General features: G+C 70.0%; 14 protein-coding genes. 9 read left to right on the plus strand and 5 right to left on the minus strand.

The window, feature by feature from the left end; all coding sequences use genetic code 11:
* The first annotated feature begins 103 nt into the window (after positions 1-103).
* From FHU13_RS16325 to FHU13_RS16335, 3 genes are all read left to right on the plus strand, one after another.
* Positions 104-1366 carry a hypothetical protein gene (locus FHU13_RS16325; protein ID WP_183436905.1) on the plus strand — a complete coding sequence of 421 codons (1263 nt, stop codon included), beginning with the start codon at positions 104-106 and terminating at the stop codon, positions 1364-1366.
* 329 nt (positions 1367-1695) lie between these two features.
* The gene (locus tag FHU13_RS16330) at positions 1696-5175 is read left to right on the plus strand and encodes a non-ribosomal peptide synthetase (protein ID WP_183436906.1); all 3480 of its coding nucleotides are present in this window, start codon (positions 1696-1698) and stop codon (positions 5173-5175) included.
* A gap of 11 nt (positions 5176-5186) precedes the next feature.
* Positions 5187-7736 carry a condensation domain-containing protein gene (locus FHU13_RS16335; RefSeq protein ID WP_183436907.1) on the plus strand — a complete coding sequence of 850 codons (2550 nt, stop codon included), beginning with the start codon at positions 5187-5189 and terminating at the stop codon, positions 7734-7736.
* 306 nt (positions 7737-8042) lie between these two features.
* Here the strand turns inward: FHU13_RS16335 and FHU13_RS16340 are convergent, their stop codons facing one another.
* Genes FHU13_RS16340 through FHU13_RS16360 form a run of 5 tightly spaced genes read right to left on the minus strand, consistent with a single transcriptional unit; the run spans position 8043 to position 13405 of the window.
* The gene (locus FHU13_RS16340) at positions 8043-9254 is read right to left on the minus strand and encodes a glycosyltransferase (RefSeq protein ID WP_183437017.1); all 1212 of its coding nucleotides are present in this window, start codon (positions 9252-9254) and stop codon (positions 8043-8045) included.
* A 26-nt stretch (positions 9255-9280) separates the two neighbouring features.
* The gene (locus FHU13_RS16345; protein ID WP_246714701.1) at positions 9281-10132 is read right to left on the minus strand and encodes a WecB/TagA/CpsF family glycosyltransferase; all 852 of its coding nucleotides are present in this window, start codon (positions 10130-10132) and stop codon (positions 9281-9283) included.
* A 19-nt stretch (positions 10133-10151) separates the two neighbouring features.
* Positions 10152-11090 (minus strand): GDP-L-fucose synthase, encoded by a 939-nt coding sequence (locus FHU13_RS16350; RefSeq protein ID WP_183436909.1) that lies wholly within the window; start codon positions 11088-11090, stop codon positions 10152-10154.
* Between the two features lie 9 nt (positions 11091-11099).
* Positions 11100-12071 carry an NAD(P)-dependent oxidoreductase gene (locus FHU13_RS16355; protein WP_183436910.1) on the minus strand — a complete coding sequence of 324 codons (972 nt, stop codon included), beginning with the start codon at positions 12069-12071 and terminating at the stop codon, positions 11100-11102.
* Positions 12068-13405, minus strand: coding sequence for a nucleotide sugar dehydrogenase (locus FHU13_RS16360; protein ID WP_183436911.1), 1338 nt, complete (start codon positions 13403-13405; stop codon positions 12068-12070). Before FHU13_RS16360 ends, FHU13_RS16355 begins: the two co-directional genes overlap by 4 nt.
* 628 nt (positions 13406-14033) lie before the next feature.
* On the opposite strand from FHU13_RS16360, the gene FHU13_RS16365 reads away from it, so the two are divergent.
* From FHU13_RS16365 to mnhG, 6 genes are read left to right on the plus strand one after another with little or no spacing between them, the layout of a single operon-like run.
* The gene (locus tag FHU13_RS16365; protein WP_183436912.1) at positions 14034-16961 is read left to right on the plus strand and encodes a monovalent cation/H+ antiporter subunit A; all 2928 of its coding nucleotides are present in this window, start codon (positions 14034-14036) and stop codon (positions 16959-16961) included.
* The gene (locus FHU13_RS16370; RefSeq protein WP_183436913.1) at positions 16961-17329 is read left to right on the plus strand and encodes a Na+/H+ antiporter subunit C; all 369 of its coding nucleotides are present in this window, start codon (positions 16961-16963) and stop codon (positions 17327-17329) included. The genes FHU13_RS16365 and FHU13_RS16370 overlap by 1 nt, the downstream gene beginning before the upstream one ends.
* Positions 17326-18978 (plus strand): monovalent cation/H+ antiporter subunit D, encoded by a 1653-nt coding sequence (locus FHU13_RS16375; RefSeq protein ID WP_183436914.1) that lies wholly within the window; start codon positions 17326-17328, stop codon positions 18976-18978. The genes FHU13_RS16370 and FHU13_RS16375 overlap by 4 nt, the downstream gene beginning before the upstream one ends.
* A complete protein-coding gene (locus FHU13_RS16380; RefSeq protein ID WP_183436915.1) occupies positions 18975-19463 on the plus strand; it encodes a Na+/H+ antiporter subunit E in 489 nt (162 codons plus the stop codon). The genes FHU13_RS16375 and FHU13_RS16380 overlap by 4 nt, the downstream gene beginning before the upstream one ends.
* Positions 19460-19744 carry a K+/H+ antiporter subunit F gene (locus FHU13_RS16385; RefSeq protein ID WP_012456843.1) on the plus strand — a complete coding sequence of 95 codons (285 nt, stop codon included), beginning with the start codon at positions 19460-19462 and terminating at the stop codon, positions 19742-19744. The genes FHU13_RS16380 and FHU13_RS16385 overlap by 4 nt, the downstream gene beginning before the upstream one ends.
* Complete coding sequence (gene mnhG, locus FHU13_RS16390) at positions 19741-20082, plus strand: monovalent cation/H(+) antiporter subunit G (RefSeq protein WP_183436916.1); 342 nt, start codon at positions 19741-19743, stop codon at positions 20080-20082. The genes FHU13_RS16385 and mnhG overlap by 4 nt, the downstream gene beginning before the upstream one ends.
* Positions 20083-20146 lie beyond the last annotated feature (64 nt).

The raw sequence follows: 20146 nt of genomic DNA on the forward strand, positions 1-20146 counted from the left end.
ACGATGATTGAGAGGTTCCGGCAGCGATCACCGAACCCTTCGCCGCCCCGCGCCGTTCCCTGACGAGAACAGCCGAGCTGACACTGTGTGAGGGAAGACCGGCGTGCTCCTCGAAACGCTCCTCGCCCTGACGCTTCTGGCGCCACGAATCGAGCCCGCGCTCGACGCGGCGCGGGCGCGCCTGCCGGCTCTTCCCCGCGCGGCCGAGGCGGCGCCCGCTCCGCCGCCGAGCTTCAGCCTCGTGGCGCGGGCCGTCTCCAATTGGCGGGAACAGGCAGGCGAGAACCTCGCCCCGGGCTCGCTCGCCTTCGTCGTCCGGCACGCGGCAACGGAGCCAGGCTTCGTCGCCCGTTGCGTGCGGCTCAACAATTACTGGTGCATCAAGCAGGCGCGCTGGAGCGGCGAACTCGGCGGCGACGCGGAGGGCCATACCGGCTTCGCCACCGCCGCGGACGGTGCCGATGCGGCGGCGCAGCTCCTTCGCCGCTACCAGCGCGATTACGGGAGGCGCTCGGCGCTCGCCATCGTTCGCCGCTGGGCTCCGGCCGAATGCGGTTCACCTCGGCCCGTGATGGCTGCGGCGCCCTTCGGAGGACAGCCGAGGCGTCCGGCGCGACAGGCGCCGATGGCCGCCGTGTCCAAGACGATCGCACCCCAAGGCATCGGCGGAACGCTGCGCGCCCGTTTCCTCGCGCGGCACGGGCGGGGCGGTGTGGCGCGGGCGGCGCCCGCCGCCACGGGGGGCTTGCGGGTGCAACCCTGGTCGGCCCGTGCCCGGCTCGCCGGGTATCCCGGTCGCGCGCTCCATGCCGCGCCACGATCGACCGTCTCCGCGCCACGGCCGGCAGCCGACATCGCAGCGGGCCTGACCGAGTCCACGGCTCGGGATGCCGCGGCGGTGCCGAAGGCGGCGCACATGGCGGCGGCCAAGTCTCCGACGCCGCCGGCTTCCGCGGTCCGCTCGTCCATCCCCTCCGGTGCGGCCAATCCCGCCGCCCTGCTGGCGTCTGACCGGCTGGCAGCTGAGGCAGCGGCGCTGCCCTCGATCGCGGCCTCGCTGCCGAAGGGCAGCCTGCTCGATCTGAGCCTGCCGGCCCCGGTCTGCGCCAGCGACGAGACGCGGATCCGCAACTACGCAGCCCGGATCGCTGCAAGCGTCGGCCTCAAGCCCGACGACGACCTCCGCCTCTTCCGCGACGACGGCCGCCCGACCAACAATCTCCTGCCGGTGATGCTGGCCATGTCCTCGGTCGAACTCGGCACGCTGCACGCATCGAAAGCGCTGGTCAGTGCGGCGATCGAGCGGCTGGAGGCACGTCTCTCCGGCACCGCTTCGTCGGAGTCGCGGCCCAACTCCGCACTATAGGGCTTTGCCTCGAAGAGCACCGGCCTGTCCCGGCGAGATGACCCGCGGGTAGCGGAGAAGCACTACTCCCAAGGAGGCAGATGATCGACTTCCTCCCGCTGGTATGGTCGCGGCAACGTCCTTCGGGGGCTTGAAGGAAACCGGCCGAGACACCGGTTTTCGCACTCCTGGCGACGCGATGACTCTCCTGCTCATGACGCGAAGGCAGGTGTGCCTCATCGGACGCCCGATCGCCGAGAGCGCCCGGTTCGACCCCGGCGGCACGGCGGGAGTCCTGTGCGGGATGCCCGGCCCTCGTCGACGAGCCGCACGGCCAGACGAGGATCGGGATGTCCTGCATCGACAGCGAGGCTGTTTTCCAGGCGGTGGGATCCTCACGGACCGCGCTGGGCGAGGGCGGGGAGAACCGGTCGGTCGTGCCGCCCGCCACCCTGACGCCGGAGGAGCTGCAGGAGGTCTTCCGGCACCAGCTCGACGCCGTGTGCCGGGTCGTGGAGGAGCAGCTTCGCACGCTGACGCTGACCTTCGCATCCACCCGCACGAGGCCGCTTGAGCCGCAGGTACTGGAGGAGACCGTCCCGGTTCTGCCGCGGGCGGATGGGGCGGCGTCTCGGCCTCTGACCGACGGCGAGGCCGAGATCTGGCTCGCCGCGCAGTTCGGCGCGGACGCCAACGCCGCGATGACCGAGATCGTCACCCTTCGACTCGAAGGCCCCCTCGACGCCGAGCGCCTTCTGGTCGCGGTCCGGTCGGTACTCGGCCGTCACGGCGCCCTGCGCAGCCGCTTCTCCCCGAGCGGCGAGACGGTGCGAATCGATCCCGCGGGCTCCGTGCCGGTGCGCTGGGCCGATCTCTCGCGTGAGGTCGAGCCGGAGGCGGCATTCTCCACCGAGCTCCACGCGCTGGCCGGCCTGTCGTTCGATCCCGTCGCCGGCCCGGTGGCGCGGGCCGACCTCGTACGCCTCGGCGAGCGGCTTCATGTCCTCGCCCTCTCGGCCCACCACATCGCCTGCGACGGCTGGTCTTTCGCAGTCCTGGCCGAAGAGATCGCGAGTGCCTACCGCTCCGGCCCGGAGCGGCTGGCGCCAGCCACGCAAAAAGGTGGCGGCGCACCGTCGGAGGCGGGGGCGAAACGGGCGTTGGATTACTGGGCCGCGCTCTATGCGAGCCTGCCCGAGCCGCTCGATCTGCCGGCCGATCATCCGCGGCCGAAGCTGCGCGGCTTTGCCGGCGACACGCGAAGCGCCGCCCTGCCGCCGCCGCTTGTGACCGCGCTGAAAGCGCTCGCAACGCGGCAGGGTCAGACGTTGACCGCCACGATGCTCGCGGCCTTCCAGGTGCTGCTCGCGCGTCTCTCCGGCCAGGACGACCTCGTCGTCGGTCTGCCCGTGGCGGGGCAGCCACGCCTCGGCGAGCCCGGCCTCGTCGGGCACCACGCCGACCTTCTGCCGCTGCGGGCCCGGCTCGACCCGAGCGAGCCCTTCGCCGCCCATCTCGCCCGCACCGGCGCCTCCCTGGCGGAGGCTGCCGTCCACGCCGACTGCACCCTGGGGCGTCTGCTGCGCCAGCTCGACCGGCCGCACGACCCTGCGCGCCCGCCGCTGGCGCAGGTGCAGTTCAACCTCCAGCGCTTCCCCGAAGCCATCGACTTCGGAGCAGGGTTGCGCGGCGTCATCGCGCCGGCTCCGAAGCGGTTCTCGACCTTCGAGCTGACCGTCAGCCTGAGCGAGACAGCCGACGGACTGACCCTGGACGCCACTTACAACCGCGCCCTGTTCGAGCCCGCCACGATCGAGCGTTGGATCGGGCACTATCTCACCCTTCTCGGGCATCTCGCTCGCGATCCGGCGCAGGCGGTCGGGCGCGTTCCGCTGCTCGATGCGGCCGAGCGGCAGACCATGCTGGTGGCCTGGAACGCGACCGAGACCGCGCATCCTCTCAATGTCGGGGCACTCCGCGCCTTCAGGCTCCATGCGCGGCGCGACCCGGACCGGATCGCGATCCGCTTCGGTGAGGAAACCGTGTCCTACGGCGCCCTCGACCGATGGGCCGACCGTGTCGCCGCTTCCCTGCTGGACAGCGCTCTGCCCGAGCGCGCCCGCGTCGGCCTCCTCATGCGCCGCTCGCCCGGCCTCGTCGCGGCGATGCTCGGCGCGTTGCGCGCCGGCATCCCTTACGTCCCCCTCGACCCGGCGATGCCGCCTGCCCGCCGCGCAGGCATCGTCGCGGATGCCGGGATCGGCGCGATGCTCACCCTCGCCGCCGACCGCGCCCTCATGCCCGAGGCCGGCCCGCGGGTCATCGAGGTCGACCGGCTCGACGGGCCAGCACCGACCCGCTTCCCGCGCGTTCCGGCCGAGCGGGCGGCCTACCTGATCTACACGTCGAGCACCACCGGCGCGCCGAAGGGCGTCGAAGTACTCCATCGTGGGCTCTCGAACCTGCTGTTCTCCATGGCGCGGGCGCCGGGGCTCGGGCGCGACGATCGCCTTCTCGCGGTGACGACAGTGACCTTCGACATCGCCGGGCTCGAATTGCTGCTGCCGCTGATCCGCGGCGCCGAGATCGCGCTTGCCTCCGCCGAGGAGGCGCGCGACGGCCACGCTCTCCTCGCGCGGCTCGAACGGAGCGAAGCCACCGTGCTCCAGGCGACGCCGATGACATGGCGGCTCCTGCTGGAGGCGGGTTTCCGCTCCCGCCCCGGCTTCAAGATGCTGTGCGGTGGGGAGGCCCTGCCGCTCGATCTGGCACGGCGTCTCACCGAGGGCGGCGGCGAATTGTGGAACCTCTACGGGCCGACGGAGACGACGATCTGGTCCTCGGCCGCGCGGGTCGATCCGGGTGAGGAGACGGTCACGGTCGGACGGCCAATCGACAACACGAGCCTCTTCATCCTCGATGCGCAGGGCGAGCCGGTACCGGTCGGTGTCACGGGCGAATTGCTGATCGGCGGCGTCGGGCTCGCCCGCGGCTATCTCGGTCGGCCGGACCTGACGCAGCGGAGCTTCATCGTGAGCACCCTGCCGGAATGCTCCGGGGCGCGGCTCTACCGAACCGGCGACCGCGCCCGCTACCGGCCGGACGGACGCATCGAGATCCTGGGACGGGTCGACCACCAGATCAAGCTGCGCGGTTTTCGGATCGAGCCCGGTGAGATCGAGGCGGTGCTGCTGCGCCAGACAGGGTTGCACGCCGTCGTGGTGCTGCGCCCCGACCGCGATGGCGAGAATCGCCTCGTCTGCTACTTCGTGCGCTCCGACGGCGAGGCAGCCCCCACCTTACGAAACCTGCGCGCGGCGCTCGCCCGCGAACTCCCGGACTACATGATCCCCTCGGAATGGGTCCGGTTGTCGGCATTGCCGCTGACGGCGAGCGGCAAGATCGACCGCAAGGCGCTGCCCGCCCCGGAGACCCGGCCTTCAGGCTTCGCCGAGCCGGCCGCCGCGATACCGCTTCTCCTCAAACCCGCGCCCGAGCCGGTCACGACAGCGGACGATGTCTTGGAAGCGACGCTGGCGGCGATCTGGCGGGAGGTGCTGGGTCTCTCCGTCGTCGCGCGAGAGGATGACCTGATTGCCCTGGGCGCAGATTCGCTCAGCATGTTCCGCATCGTCGCGCGGGCTCGGCGGGAGAACCTGCCGCTCGGGGCCGGCGACCTGTTCCAGGAGCGCACCATCGCTCGGATTGCGGCCCTGCTGCACGGTCGCCTCGGGGAGGGCGGAGAACTGCCGGCCGGTCGGGCGCCGATCGCGCCGATCCGGCGCCCCCGACCCGCGGACGCCGAGCGCGCCGCGGTCGGTCAGGCGTGAGGGCGGGCAGGATGCGGCACTTCACGCAGGAAACGCCGGCCGCGCTCGGTGAGGTTCAGGGCGGTGACGCCTTCACCGCCCGCTGCTCCCACAGCCAGACGCGGTTCTGGCTCCTCGACCAATTGAGGCCCGGCGACCCGAGCCTGCACGTCGCCGCCCGCTGGCGCATCGCCGGGCGGCTCGATGCCGAGATCCTCGTTCGCGGTTTCCGCATCCTTCTCGAGCGGCACGAGGCGTTGCGCACGTCGATCGTCGGGGAGGGCGGGCGGCCGGTGCAGCGGATCGCCGGATCCGTGCCGCTGCCGTTCTCCGAGATCGACCTTTCCGGCCTGCCCGGCGACCGCCTCGGCGAGGCACGAGAGATCGCCGATTCGGAAGCCAGGAAGCCGTTCGATCTGGCGCGCGCGCCACTGCTGCGCGTGACGCTGCTGCGGCTCGGGCGCGGCGATTCCCTGCTGCTCGTCACCGCCCATCATAGCGTCTGCGACGGCTGGTCGATGGTGGTGCTGGCGCGGGAGTTCGTCGCGATCTACGGCGCCCTGAGCCGGGGGCAGGCACCGGCTCCGGCCCCTCCGGCCCTGCATTACGCCGACTTCGCCGAATGGGAGATCTCACCCGCCATCGCCGCGGCCGCGGAGCGCGACCTCGCATTCTGGGCGCGATCGCTGCGCGACCTCACACCTTTCGAGCTGCCGCCGGACCATCCGCGCCGCCCCGGCCGGGAGCGCCGCTTCGCTGCCGAGACCCGCCTGCTGCCCGCCGAACTCGGCGCCCGCATGGAGGCTTACGCGCGGGAGCACGGCGCCACGCCCTTCGTTCTCGCCTGCACCATCCTGTTCGGGCTCCTGAGCGCGCGGACCGGGCGCCTCGACATCGCCATCGGGACGCAAGTGCTCGGGCGCGACGAGATCGAGCTGGAAGGGGTCGTCGGCACCTTCGTGAACACGCTGGTCCTCCGGGCCGATCTCGGAACGGAGCAGAGCTTCGCCGAGCGGCTCGCGGCGACGCGCCGGACGATCCTCGAGGCTTGCGATCACGCGCTCGCCCCGTTCGACCGGGTGGTGCAGGCTCTGGCGCCTTGCCGCGACGGGCTGCGGCCGCCGCTGGTCTCGGTCAACATTCGGCTGCGCCCGACGCCCGGGGCGACACGGCCCACGGCTGGGTCGGCCGAGGGAACCGCTCCGGTCCGCCTCGTCGAACTCGACTATGCCGCCAGCGGCAGCTTCTTCGACCTCGACCTCGAACTTGCGCCGACCGAGGCGGGATGGCGCTTGGTCTGCGAGTACGATGCAAGCCTCTACGAGGCACTGACCGTGGCCGGCCTGCTCGCAGACTTCGAACGCGCCGCCTGCGCAGCGGTCGGTGCGCGCCTTCCCGATCCGGCACCCTTCGCGAGAGATGCTGTTGGGAGTGTGGCCGGGGTCGTGCCCGAGGATGCCCCTCGGGACGGGCCCGTGGATCCAGCCAGCGACGAGATCAACGGGCCCGAAACGTTCCCGGAGATGGGTGGCGGGTCCGATGACCTCCTGCCCGCGATGCGGACGATCTGGCGCGAGATGCTGGGGCGCCCGAACCTTTCCGACGACGACGATTTCTTCGCGTCCGGCGGCCACTCGCTGCTGGCGGCCCGCGTCGTCGCCCGGATCGAGGCGGCAACGGGCCGATCGGTTCCGCTCTGGTCCTTCTTCGAGGCGGGCACGGTCGCGCGGCTCTGCGCCCTGCTGAGCGGCAAGGCCTCGGCGGGCGTGCGGCACCGCTCGCTGCAGGATGTGAAGGCGGAGACACGGCCCGGCTTCACCGCGATCCATCATGCCGCAGCCGATCAGGAACTCTACCGACCGCTGGCCGAGGCCCTGGGCGTGGACCAGCCCTTCGCGACGCTGCAGCTCGAGAGCCGGCTTCCGCCGCACGAGGAGACGCTGGAGCGGCTCGCCGGCGCCTATCGCGATGCCATCGATGCCGCGCAGCCGCGAGGACCGATCCGCCTCGTCGGGTTCTGCCGCTCCGGCGTCCTCGCCTTCGAAATCGCTCGCCAGTTCGCGGAAAGGGGCCGCGACGTCGCCCTCGTCGTCCTCATTGACTGCTGGGAGCCCGGCTATTTCCGGCGTCTCGAGCCGCGCGAGCGGATCCGGGCCGCTTCCGCCTACCGGCGCGGGCGGCTCGCCGCGCTCGTCCGCCACCTGCGCCGCGATGGCGCCGGCTACCTCGTCTCGCGGGCGCGTCTCCGGCTCCGCTCGAACCGGGCCTGGCGCGGATTGCGGCGGCGCATGCATCGGGCGGGGTTCGCAGCGCCGAATCCCGAGGAAGCATTCTGGCAAGTGACCGACGATCTCGACGCGCTCGCCCTGGCCTACGAGCCGCGCCCTCATTCAGGACAGGTGCTGATCGTGCGCAGCGAGAGCATCCCGGTCGGCCCGGCACTCGACCCGATGCTGGGCTGGCGCGCCTTTGCCGAGAATGGCGAGACCGTCAGCGTTCCGGGCTTCGGCCACGAAGGAGCCTTCTCAGCGGCCGGATGCCAGGTGATGGCCGCCAAGATCAGCCTGATGGCTTGGCGGTAACTCAGCCCGTTGCCGAAGGATCTCAGCGGGCACCGGAAGGGCAAGCGCGCGGACATCAGTGCCATTTGCCCGTCTATCGACGTCAAACGATGAACTGATTGCCCTACCTGTTCCAGAATGAGTAAATTATGTTAAAGACTATTCAATGATAAGCGGGGGCCAATGACGACCGTTTCGCTTGTGATCTGGGGAGCGACGGGCTTTGGCCTCATGGCAGCGCTGTTTCTCCTACACGAACTCAGGAATGCACCCTACGAGGACGAACTCGAACAGGAACAAGCGTTGTCGGAAATCGAGAAGGAGAGATTACGCTATCTGTCCTTGGATGAGGCGGCTCGGCGCTCGTGACGCGCTCTCACGCTGATCCCGCAGGCGCGCGGCCAGCGCCGTCCGATAGATCGTCAGCAGCGCGGCGGTCGTCGCCTCTTCGGTCCAGTCGCGCAGATAGGCGGCGCGGGCGGCCGCGCCCATCTGCCGGGCTTCCTCCGGCCGGGCTCGCAGCCGCTCGATGGCTCCCGCCAGGGCGGCGGGATCACCCGGCGTCACCAGCAGGCCGGTCACGCCGTCCTCGATGAGGTGGGCCAGGGCGCCGATCCGCGAAGCGATGACCGGCGTACCCGCGGCATAAGCCTCGGCCACGACCATCGGCAGACCCTCGTACCAGAGGGACGGCACGACGAGGGCGGTGGCCTGCCCCATCCGGGCCCGCATCTCCGCACGGGGCAGGGCGCCGAGAAGGGTCAGCCCGGCCGCACCCTCCAGCGTCGCCCGCAGCGGCCCCTCGCCGGCGACCTCGACGGGCGTGGCGAGCCGCTCGGCGGCCTGCTTCAGGATCTCGACGCCCTTCTCCGGGCTGAGGCGACCGGCGAACAGAATTCCCTCGCGCGGACCCACGGGCGGCGGCCCCGGATCGGGCAGACCGTTCGGCTTCACGAAGATGCGGTGCGCGGGCAGCCCCGACGCGACGAAGCGCCCGCGGGCGAACTCGGTCAACGCGACGAAGGCGTCGACGTCCCGCGTCCAGGTACCGGCGCGGCGGTGCCGGTCGATCATCCGCGCCACGGCAAAAGTGCCGAGCCGCGAGCCGCGGTAGCAGGCGTGGCGCACGGCCGCGTAGGAGGAGCCGGTGAGGCAGGTCTCGCAGGGGGCACCGTCGCGCATCAGCATGGCGCCGGCGCAGGCGAGTCGGAAGTTGTGCAGCGTCTGCACCGTCACCGGGCCGAGCGCCCGCACCGCCCCGTGCATGGCGGGCGACACCAGGGGAAAGGTGTTGTGGGCGTGGACTACGTCGGGCTGGAAACGCTCCACCGCCGCGACGACCCGGGCGACGCCGCGTGGCGCGTGCGGCGCCTCGAACGCCGTGCGAAGGCGATCAAGGGGCGTGCGGATGTCGTCGTTGTGGAAGGCCAGTGTCTCGACCGTGCAGCCGGCCGCGGCGAGTGCCGCGGCCTCGTGCTCCACCACCGCGTCCTCGCCGCCCCGGATCTGGTAGTGGTTGTGGACGATGAGGACGCGCAAGGGCTGACTCACGTTGGGCTCGCTCCTCAGGACCGGCGCGGCTCGGGCTGCCGCGCCATCTTCCAGAGGAAGACGGGCGCCATGACGAGGTAGCGCCGCCAGAGGCGCCGGGGCTCGCTGACGAGCCGGTGCAGCCATTCGAGGGCGAGCACCTGCATGATCTTCGGCGCCCGCTTCACCGCCCCGGAATGGAAATCGAAGGCGGCGCCGACGCCGATCAGCACCATGCCGGGCAGGCGGTCGAGATGGTCGTTCATCCAGATGTCCTGCTTCGGCGTCGACATGCCGACCCAGACGATGTGCGGCTCGGCCCGCTTGATCGCATCGGTGAGCTCCGCGTCGAGGTCCGGCGGGACGGCACCGAAAGGCGGGCAGGCGAGCCCACAGACCTGCGTGCCGGGATACTTGCGCGCGAAGTTGGCCGCGACCTGTTCGGCCACGCCTTCCTTGCCGCCGTAGAGATAGTGGCGGATGCCCATGTTCTGCGTTGCCGAGAACATCTCCTCCATCAGCGAGGGCCCCGGCACGCGGCCGGTGCCGTGTGCGCGCAGGAACCGGCTGATGATGGTGAGCGGTGCCCCGTCGGGAGTGATCATGCTCGCCCGCTCGTGCGCGGCCCTCAGGTCGGGCTGATCCTGGGCGCACATGATCCCGTGCACGTCGCGCACGCAGATCATGCTGGTGCGCCGCGCCCGCGCCCAGCCGATGATGGTGCGCACGGCGAACGGCATGTCGATGACGCTTACCGGGACCCCAAGGATGCGGGTCGCCGGCAGGCGGTGCGCCGCCGGCCCGTTCGCTTGGACGAGGTAGGGATCGTTCCGGTTGATCCGGAGTGCGTAGGGCCCGGAAGCCGGGATGGCGGCAGCATCACTCATCGTCACGCATCCATCGATCTCAGGCATCGGCGACATGCTCCCGGAACCACGCGTAGGTCGCGGCGATACCGTCCCGCAGCGGCATCTTCGGCGTCCAGCCGAGGCCGCGCAGCTTGTCCGCGGACATCAGCTTGCGCGGAGTGCCGTCGGGCTTCGTCGGATCGCGCACGATCTCGCCCTCGAACCCGACGACGTCACAGACGAGGCGGGTCAGGTCGTAGATCGGGATATCCTCGCCCGAGCCGACATTGACGTGCTCGGCCTCCGAGTACGTCTTCATCAGGTGGATGCAGGCGTCGGCACAGTCGTCGACGTGCAGGAACTCGCGGCGCGGCGAGCCGGTGCCCCAGATCACCATCTCCTTGGCCCCGTTGCGCTTGGCCTCGTGAGCCTTGCGGATCAGGGCCGGCAGGACGTGGCTCGACGTCAGATCGAAATTATCGCCGGGTCCGTAGAGGTTGGTCGGCATGGCCGAGATGAAGTCGCGGCCGTGCTGCTGGCGATAGGCTTGCGCGAGCTTGATCCCGGCGATCTTGGCGATCGCGTACCACTCGTTGGTCGGCTCCAGCGATCCGGTCAGCAGGCTCGACTCGACGATCGGCTGCTCGGCGAATTTCGGGTAGATGCAGCTCGATCCGAGAAACAGCAGCTTGCCGACATTCTCGCGGAACGCCGCCTCGATGACGTTGGCCTCGATCATCAGGTTTTCGTAGAGGAAGTCGGCCGGGTAGGTCGCGTTGGCGAGGATGCCGCCGACCTTTGCCGCGGCCAGGAACACCGCATCCGGCCGCCGGTCGCGCATCCAGGCACGCACCGCTGCCTGGTCGCGCAGGTCGAGTTCCGCACGGGTGGCGGTGAGGATCTCGCAATCCTCGCCCTTCAGACGCCGCATCAGGGCGCTTCCGACGAGGCCGCGGTGTCCGGCCACGAAGACGGTCTTGCCCGCCAAGCTGTACATGGAGCGTCCTTACAGAAGCGGGTTGGAATCGGTCGGTGCCGGGTTCTCGCGGTACCATGCGACCGTGCGCTCGATGCCCTGGACCAGGGAAACGCCCGGCGCGTAGCCGATCGCCCGCATCTTGCCGATGTCGGGGCAGCGGCGCGGCGTCGCCCCGGCGGCGGCCGGTCCGGCAATCAGATCGACCCGGGTCCCGAGCGCTTCGGCGGTGATCCGGGCGAGATCGCGGATCGCGACCTCCTCCATCGAGCCGATGTGGTAGACGTTCATGCTCTCGCCCGAGCGCCACATCCGGACGATGCCGTCAACGACGTCGCTGACGTAGCAGAAGGCGCGGGTCTCGCTGCCGTCGCCCTGAAGCGTGATCGACCCGCCGTCGCCGGCCGCGACGATCTTCTCGATCAGCTGCGGCACGACGTGCTTCCAGCCCATGTCGGGTCCGTAGACGTTGTGCGGCCGGAAGACCTGGATCTTGCGCAGCTTGTCGCGGCCGTAGTTGAAGGCGATCAGCTCCGAGATCAGCTTCGACCCGCCGTAGGAGTAGCGCGGGTTCAATGAGTCGGGGATCACCATCTCGATGTCCTCGTTCGTCGGTACGACGCGCGGGGTCTGGTAGACCTCCGCCGAGGAGGCAACGACGAGGTCGGGCACGCCGGCCTCGATGCAGGCCTCGGTGACGGCGAGCGCACCGCGCACGCCGACATCGAGCACGAGCTGCGGCTGCGTGTAGAAGTTCTCCGTGCCGTTGACGGCGGCCAGATGAAACACGCACTCGACGCCCCGGAGCGCCTCGACCAGCGCATCCTTGTCACGCACGTCGAGCGTCGCGCGCTCGATCGCGCCCTGAGCGCTGGCCAGGCGCGAAGCCTGACCGCGGATGTAGTTGTCGATCGCGACGACCTCGTGCCCCTCGGACAGGAGCGCGCGGGTGAGGTGGGCGCCGATGAACCCGCCCGCCCCGGTGACAGCCAATCTGCTCATTGAAACTTACCCACGAGGTTGCCCACGGTGACGTAGCGATTCTCCAGAACCTCCGCCGGCATCTCGCTGAGGTTGTTCCAGTAATCGTAGACGAAGGCGTCGTCCGACATCGTACCGATGATCGTTTCCAGATCGATCTTCGAATATTCCGGATGGTTGTTGGCGATCACCAGCACGTCGGCGCCCTCGCAGGCGGCGGCGAGGCTGTCGTAGGGCGTCAGCCCCGACGAGATCGCCCGGATGTGGTCCATCGGCACCACGCCGTCATAGACGCGAATCTCGGAGAACTGCTCGGTCGCCATCATCTCGCGGATGACGTGGAGCGACATCGACCCGCGCAGGTCGTCGGTCTCCGGGCGGCCCTTGAAGGCAAGGCCGGCCACCACCGCCTTGAACGGCCCGGCGCGGCGGGCCCGCAGCCGCTCGACGAGGCTGCCCACTGTCTCCGCCGGCTGGCGCTCGTTGACGAGGCGGGACGCCGCCGTGATCTCGAGGTTCACGCCCTTGCCCGAGACCGAGGACAGGAGGATGTGCGGGTCCTTCTCCAGGCAGGGTCCGCCGACGAGGCCGGGGGCGGCGACGTTGGTGCGGGTATAGCCGAGCTTGCCGTAGCGGATCACGTCGTTGGCGTTGATGCCGAGCGCGTCGCAGGCCCGCGCCACCTCGTTGGCGAAGGCGAAGTGGACGTCGCGCGAGGTGTTGTCGACGAGCTTGATCATCTCCGCCGTCTCCGGGCTCGCGACCCGGACGATGGTGTGGGTCAGGCGGCTGAACAGGGCGGCCGCCGCGTCGGAGGCATCCGGCGTCTGCCCGCCGACGATCTGCGGCAGGTTGATGAGTTCGCGCATGGCGTCGCCCTCGAGCGTCCGCTCGGGGCACATCGCGAGGTGGTAGTCGATGCCGGTGCGGTCGAGGATCGGCTTCACCACGCCCGTCGTCGTGCCGATCCGCACCGTCGAGCGCAGGATCACGGTCGCGCCCTCTGAGAAGTGCTCGGCCACTTCCCGCGTCGCCTCCTCGATCATATCGAGGCGCGGCTCGTGCGAGCCGGGATAGAGCGGCGTGCCGACGGTGATGATGTAGTACTCGGCCCGCGGCACATCCCGCGTCGTGGTGCTGGCGACGAAGCGGCCCTTCTTCACGACGTCGGCGAGTGCCGCCTGGAGCCCCACCTCGGCGAAGTGCGGAACGCCGGCATTGGTCTTCTCGACGACGTCCGGCCGCTTCTCGATGCCGTAGACCTGGACGCCGCGGCGCGCCAGGGCGACGGACAGAGTCAGGCCGACGTAACCGAGACCGATGATGACGACATTGGGGGCTTTCTTGGCATCCATGACAGGGTCCCGTCTGCGAGCAATCTGCGAAATCTCTGACCCGACCTGAATTCTGGCGCGAGGCAGGCGCCGCGTCAGCCTCCGTCCTCGAACGGCCGGGACCGCCGACGACTGTGTTGTGTCGGTTCAGCAAACTGCGTGCCTCAGGAAAGCCGTATCAAAACGGGATCGGCGGCCCGTCGGTGGACACTTTGACCGCGCCCCTTGACGGATTCGGGACTCCGAGCCCGCCGCGCGGCAGATGGCGCGGCGGGCGCTGGAACAGGCACTGTCGGCCTTCCCGCCCTGATGTCTGCGGCGGCGGGCCGGCGTGCGGGGCGTCATACCGGGACCAGGAGTCGGCGATGCGGGCCGAGCCCATCGCCCGACCTATGCCGGTCCAGCAAATGATGCGTGATGACCGGCCTGGCGGGTCCCAGGAGAGGCAACGGGCGACGTGTGGATTCTCACGCGGCGCAACCATCGGATCGATTTCGTCTTTTCTTGTGCTTCACTTGCGGCCCGACCTTCGGGCATGCCTTAGATGCAAGCACGAGTTCCGCACCCGCCACGGCGAGCGGCCTCGCTTGAACGCGCCGCCCCTCCTCGTCACTCAGGCCACTCCCGAGCCTGCATCTCGCCCGGGTTGATGTCGTCCAACGCCCTTCTCGCCGCCGCCGCGATCCTGCCCTTCGCCGGCTCCGTGCTCACGGGTGCCCTGCCGAGTCATGCGCGCACCGCTGCGGCCATGCTCGCCGGACTCGTGACGCTGACCAGCCTCGGCTGCATCCTTGCGCTCACGCCGCAACTCGCCGGCGGTCACACGGTTGTCCACGCCGTCGAGTGGCTGCCGAGCCTCGGCGTCAACCTCGTGCTCCGGCTCGACGGGCTCGCCTGGCTGTTCGCGGTGCTGGTGCTCGCCATCGGCGCGCTGGTGGTGCTCTACGCACGCTACTACATGGCCGCCGCCGACCCGGTGCCGCGGCTGTTCTCCTACTTCCTCGCCTTCGTCGGCGCGATGCTCGGGATCGTGCTCGCCGGCAATCTGATCCAGCTCGTCCTGTTCTGGGAATTGACGAGCATCGTGTCGTTCCTGTTGATCGGCTACTGGTACGACAACACCGCCGCCCGCGACGGGGCGCGGATGTCGCTCACCATCACTGCCGCAGGCGGTCTGTGCCTGCTCGTCGGGACGATCCTGATCGGGCGCATCGTCGGCAGCTACGACCTCGACACGGTGCTGGCCTCGGGCGACGCGATCCGCAACAGCCCGCTCTACGTGCCGGCCCTGCTGCTGGTGCTCATGGGGGCGCTCACCAAGTCCGCGCAGTTCCCGTTCCACATCTGGCTGCCGCGGGCGATGGCGGCGCCGACGCCGATCAGCGCCTACCTGCACTCGGCGACCATGGTGAAGGCCGGCATCTTCCTGATGATCCGCCTGTGGCCGGTGCTGTCGGGCACCGAGAGTTGGTACTGGATCGTCGCCAGCGCCGGCATGGCCACCCTGCTGATCGGCTCGTGGAGCGCGATCTTCCAGCACGATCTGAAGGGTCTGCTCGCCTACTCGACCATCAGCCATCTCGGACTGATCACGCTGTTGCTCGGCCTCAACTCGCCGCTCGCCGTGGTCGCCGCGATCTTCCACACGGTGAACCACGCGACCTTCAAGGCGTCGCTGTTCATGGCGGTCGGCATCATCGACCACGAGACCGGCACGCGCGACATGCGCCGCCTCTCGGGACTGTGGCGGGCGATGCCCTACACAGGCACGCTCGCCATGGTCGCCGCCGCGGCGATGGCCGGCGTGCCTCTGCTCAACGGCTTCCTCTCGAAGGAGATGTTCCTGTCGGAGGCGGTCGACAACATGGGCGATCACCCGATCCACATCGCCCTGCCGGTGCTGGCGACGCTCGCCAGCGCCTTCACCATGCTCTACTCGCTGCGCTTCATCCGCCAGACCTTCTTCGGCCCGCCGCCGCACGATCTGCCGGAGACGCCGCACGAGCCGGTGCGGTGGATGCGCATCCCGATCGAGCTCCTCGTCCTCACCTGCATCGCTATCGGTCTCGTCCCGAACCTGACCATCGGTCCGGCCCTGGAGCGTGCCGTGGGCGCGGTGTTCGGCGCGGACGCTCCGACCTACAGTCTGGCGATCTGGCACGGCTTCAACGCGCCGCTGGCGCTCAGCATGATCGCCCTGGTCGGCGGCGTGCTGCTCTATGTCCTGTTCGGCAAACGCATCAACACCAATCCCCGCGGCGGTCCCTGGCTAATGGACCGGCTCGATGGCGGCCGGCTCTTCGAGCGATCAATGACCGGCCTGACGAAGGGCGCCCGCGCGCTGGAACTCTGGTTCGGCACCGAGCGGCTCCAACCGCAGCTTCGCATCCTGTTCCTCGCCGCCCTGCTCGCCTCGCTGGCGGCGGGCGTCGCCCGCGGGCTTGACCTGTTCGCGCCCGGCCGGCTGACGCCCTTCGATCCCGCCTTCGCGCTGATGTGGATCGTTGGCGCGGCCTGCGCGGTCGGCGCGGCGGAACGGGCGAAGTATCATCGCCTGTCGGCCACGATCTTCGTCGGCGGGGCGGGGCTGGTAAGCAGCCTGACCTTCCTCTGGCTCTCGGCACCGGATCTGGCGGTGACGCAGATCCTCGTGGAGATCGTCACCACCGTCATGCTGCTGCTGGGCCTGCGCTGGTTGCCGAAGCGCAATGCGGCGATCCAGGCTCCCCCTGCGGAGAGGGCGCGGGCGCGCCGCCGCCGCATCATCGACCTCTGCATCGCCGGCTTCGCCGGCCTCGGGCTCGCCGGGCTCGCCTACGCCGTGATGACCCGCCCGGCGGGCGACGGCATCGCGCGCTGGTTCATCGAGGAAGCCTATCCGCAGGCCGGTGGGCGCAACGTCGTCAACGTGCTGCTGGTCGATTTCCGCGCCTTCGACACGCTCGGCGAGATCTCGGTGCTCGGCATCGTCGGGCTCACGGTGTTCGCGCTGCTGCGCCGCTTCCGCCCGGCACCGGACAGCCTGGAGCGGCCGAAGCAGCAGCGCCACCACGACGCCTATGACCGCGCCCGCGAGGGCCGCAAGCCCGGCGACACCACCGCGGACGCGCTTCTCGTGCCGCGGGTGGTGATGACGTGGCTGTTCCCATTCATCGTCCTCCTGTCGCTGCACCTGTTCCTGCGCGGGCACGACCTGCCCGGCGGCGGTTTCGCAGCCGGCATCGCGCTCACCATCGCCTTCATCCTGCAATACATGGCCTGCGGCGCGCAGTGGGTGGAGGAGCGCCTGCGGATCCAGCCGATCGCCTGGATCGGCCTCGGCCTGCTGATCGCGGCAGGCGCCGGCGCGGCCTCGTGGGCGTTCGGGCGGCCCTTCCTCACCGCCTACTTCGCCTATTGGGAGTTGCCGCTGCTCGGCAAGGTGCCGGCGGCAAGCGCCCTGGTGTTCGATCTCGGGATCATGGTGCTGGTGGTGGGCGCGAGCGCGCTGATGCTGGTGGCGCTTGCCCACCAGTCGCTTCGCCGCACCCGCAGCGCGGAGGCGGATACCGAGCAAGCCGCCGAGGAGACGGCGTAATGGAGATCGTGCTGTCGGCGGGAATCGGTGTCCTTGCTGCCTCCGGCGTGTGGCTGATGCTGCGCCCACGCACCTTCCAGGTGGCGCTCGGGCTCTCGCTGCTGAGCTACGCCGTCAACCTGTTCATCTTCGCCATGGGCCGGCTCACCGTTGGCGCACCGCCGGTGCTCAAGTCCGGCCCCGAGACCGTCTCGGTCGATGATCCGGTGCCGCAGGCGCTGGTGCTCACCGCTTTGGTGATCAGCTTCGCGCTGACCGCCTTGTTCCTCGTCGTACTGCTCGCCGCCCGCGGCGTCACCGGCAACGACCATGTCGACGGTCGCGAACCGCATCACGTCGAACCGATGTCGGAGAATCCGCATCCATGACCGCGCCCTTCCTGAACGGCCCCGGCGCGGCCCTGTGGTCCGATCATCTCATCGTCCTGCCGATCGTGCTGCCGATCGCCGTGGCCGGCGTGATGTTCCTGATGGACGAGCGGCGGCACCGCCTGAAGGCGGCGATCAGCCTCGGAACGGTGCTGGTGCTGCTCGCCACCGCCCTCGTCCTCGTCGCCCGCGTGACCGAGGCGCCGGAGGTCTACCGCCTCGGCGACTGGGCCGCGCCCTACGGCATCGTGCTGGTGGCCGACCGGCTCTCGGCGATGATGCTGACGCTGGCGGGCGTGCTGGGGTTGTCCGCCCTGGTCTTCTCCTTCGCCCGCTGGGGTCGGGCGGGGCCGCGCTTCCACGGCCTGTTCCTGCTGCTGCTGATGGGAGTGAACGGCGCCTTTCTCACCGGAGACGTGTTCAACCTGTTCGTGTTCTTCGAGGTGATGCTGGCCGCCTCCTACGGGCTCGTCCTGCACGGCTCGGGCGAGACCCGCATCCGCGCGGGGCTCGGCTACATCGCGGTCAACCTCGTCGCCTCGCTGTTCTTCCTCGTCGGCGTCAGCCTGATCTACGGCACCATGGGCACGCTCAACATGGCCGACCTCGCCCGGCGGCTCGCGAGCCCGCCCGCCGAGGCCGCCCTGTTCGAGGTCGGTTGCGCCGTGCTCGGCATCGCCTTCCTCATCAAGTGCAGCGCCTGGCCCCTCGGCTTCTGGCTGCCGACCACCTATTCCGCCGCGACCGCCCCGGCGGCGGCAATCCTGGCGATCCTCAGCAAGGTCGGCGTCTACGTCGTGATCCGCTTGAGCCTGCTGCTGTTCGGGGCCGGCACCTCGGAAGGGTTCGGCCAGAGCTGGATCCTCGCCACCGGGCTCGCGACCATCGCCTTCGGCACGATCGGCATCCTCGCCGCGCGCGAGCTGACGCGGGCGGCGGGCTACGCGGTGATGATCTCGTCGGGCACCGTGCTGGCGGCGCTCGGCACCGGCAGCGACGGAGCGCTCTCGGGCGCGCTCTATTATCTCGTCGGTTCGACCTTCGCCGCCGGTGCCCTGTTCCTGCTGGCCGAGATCCTTCAGCGGGGCCGCGACCCGACCGACGCGGCGCAGCCCGTCTTCGCCGACGAGTACCGCGACCCCTTCGACGATGCCGGCGCCACGGAGATCGGGCGGGCGATCCCCGCAACGGTCGCGATCCTCGGCGGCGGCTTCCTCGTCTGCACGCTGATGCTCGCCGGCATTCCGCCGCTCGCGGGCTTCGTCGGCAAGCTGGCGATGTTCTCAGGGCTTGCATCCGGCCCCATGACGGCCCCGGCCTGGTGGTTGATCGCCGTGCTGACGCTGTCCAGCCTCGGCACCCTGATCCCGCTGGTCCGGCTCGGCATCTTCAGCCTCTGGGTGCCGCACGACGATCCGCCGCCGGTGCTGCGCTCTCCGGAACTCGCGAGCCTGAGCGTCCTGCTCGCGGCCTGCGTGGCACTGGCCCTGTGGGCCGGGCCGGCGCTGGCCTACACCGAGGCCACCGTTCGCTGGCTGTCGCAGCCGCAGGACTACGTCCGCGCCGTGCTCGATGCGGGAGCTGGCAAAGGTTCCAGCCGAGGCGCGGCCCAGGACGCGGCTCGGAGCGCGGGCGGAGCGGGATCATGAGCGCCTTGCTGCCCCACCGCTTCCTCTCGGTCGGCCTCGCCCTGATGTGGCTCGTGCTGAACGCGCCGCCGAGCCCGGGCAACATCGTGCTCGCGCTCCTCATCGGGTTGGTCGTGCCCGCGGTGATGCGGGCGCTGCGCCCTGCGCCGGTGCGGGTACGCCGCCCCGGTCTCGCCGTCCGGTTGCTGTTCATCGTCCTCTACGACATGCTGCGCTCCAACCTCGACGTGGCCAAGATCATCCTCGGCCTCCACCGTGGCGAGCGGCGCAACGGCTTCATCTCGATCCCCCTCGACATGACGACACCGTTCGGCCTGTCGGTGCTGTCGATCATCGTGACCGCGACGCCCGGCACCCTGTGGGTCCAGTACGATTCCCATTCCGGGCGCCTGCTGATGCACCTCCTCGACGACGCCGACAGCGAGGACTGGGTCCGCCGCGTGAAGGACCGCTACGAGCGCCCCCTGATGGAGATTTTTTCGTGAGCGCCGCCACCGTCCTCGACTGGGGCCTCGGCCTTGCGCAAGGCATGCTGGTGCTGGCGATGGCGCTGGCCGCGTGGCGGATGCTGCGCGGCCCCCGCGCCCAGGACCGCATCCTCGGCCTCGACACGCTCTACCTCAACGGCATGCTGGCAATCGTCGTCCACGGCATGCGCACCGGCAGCGGGCTCTATTTCGAGGCCGCGCTGATCCTCGGCATGATCGGCTTCACCGCCACCGTGGCGCTGGCCAAGTTCCTGATGCAGGGCGAGGTGATCCAGTGAACGGCCCCGACCTGCCCGCCTGGGCAGCCTGGATCGTCGTGGCGCTGGCGCTGACCGGTGCCGGGTTCTCGCTGACCGGGGCGCTGGGGCTGATCCGCCTGAAGACGTTCTACGAGCGCGTCCATGCCCCGACGTTGGGGGCGACGCTCGGCGCCTTCCTGATCCTGGCCGGCTCGATGCTGCTGCTGTCGCTGGTCGAGGGTCATCTCGTCCTGCGCGATGTGCTGATCGGCCTGTTCATCACCCTCACCACGCCGGTGACGATGCTGCTGCTCGCCCGCGCCGCCGCCCACCGCGACCGCACCGAGAAGAAGCCGAACGCGCCGCCGGAGCCGTGAGTTTTCCAGGGCTCGGGCACGACGGCATCGTCCCGAAAAGTGGCCTTCCGGAAGAAGTCGATCC

The sequence above is a fragment of the Methylobacterium sp. R2-1 genome (assembly GCF_014191355.1).
Taxonomy (GTDB): Bacteria; Pseudomonadota; Alphaproteobacteria; order Rhizobiales; family Beijerinckiaceae; genus Methylobacterium.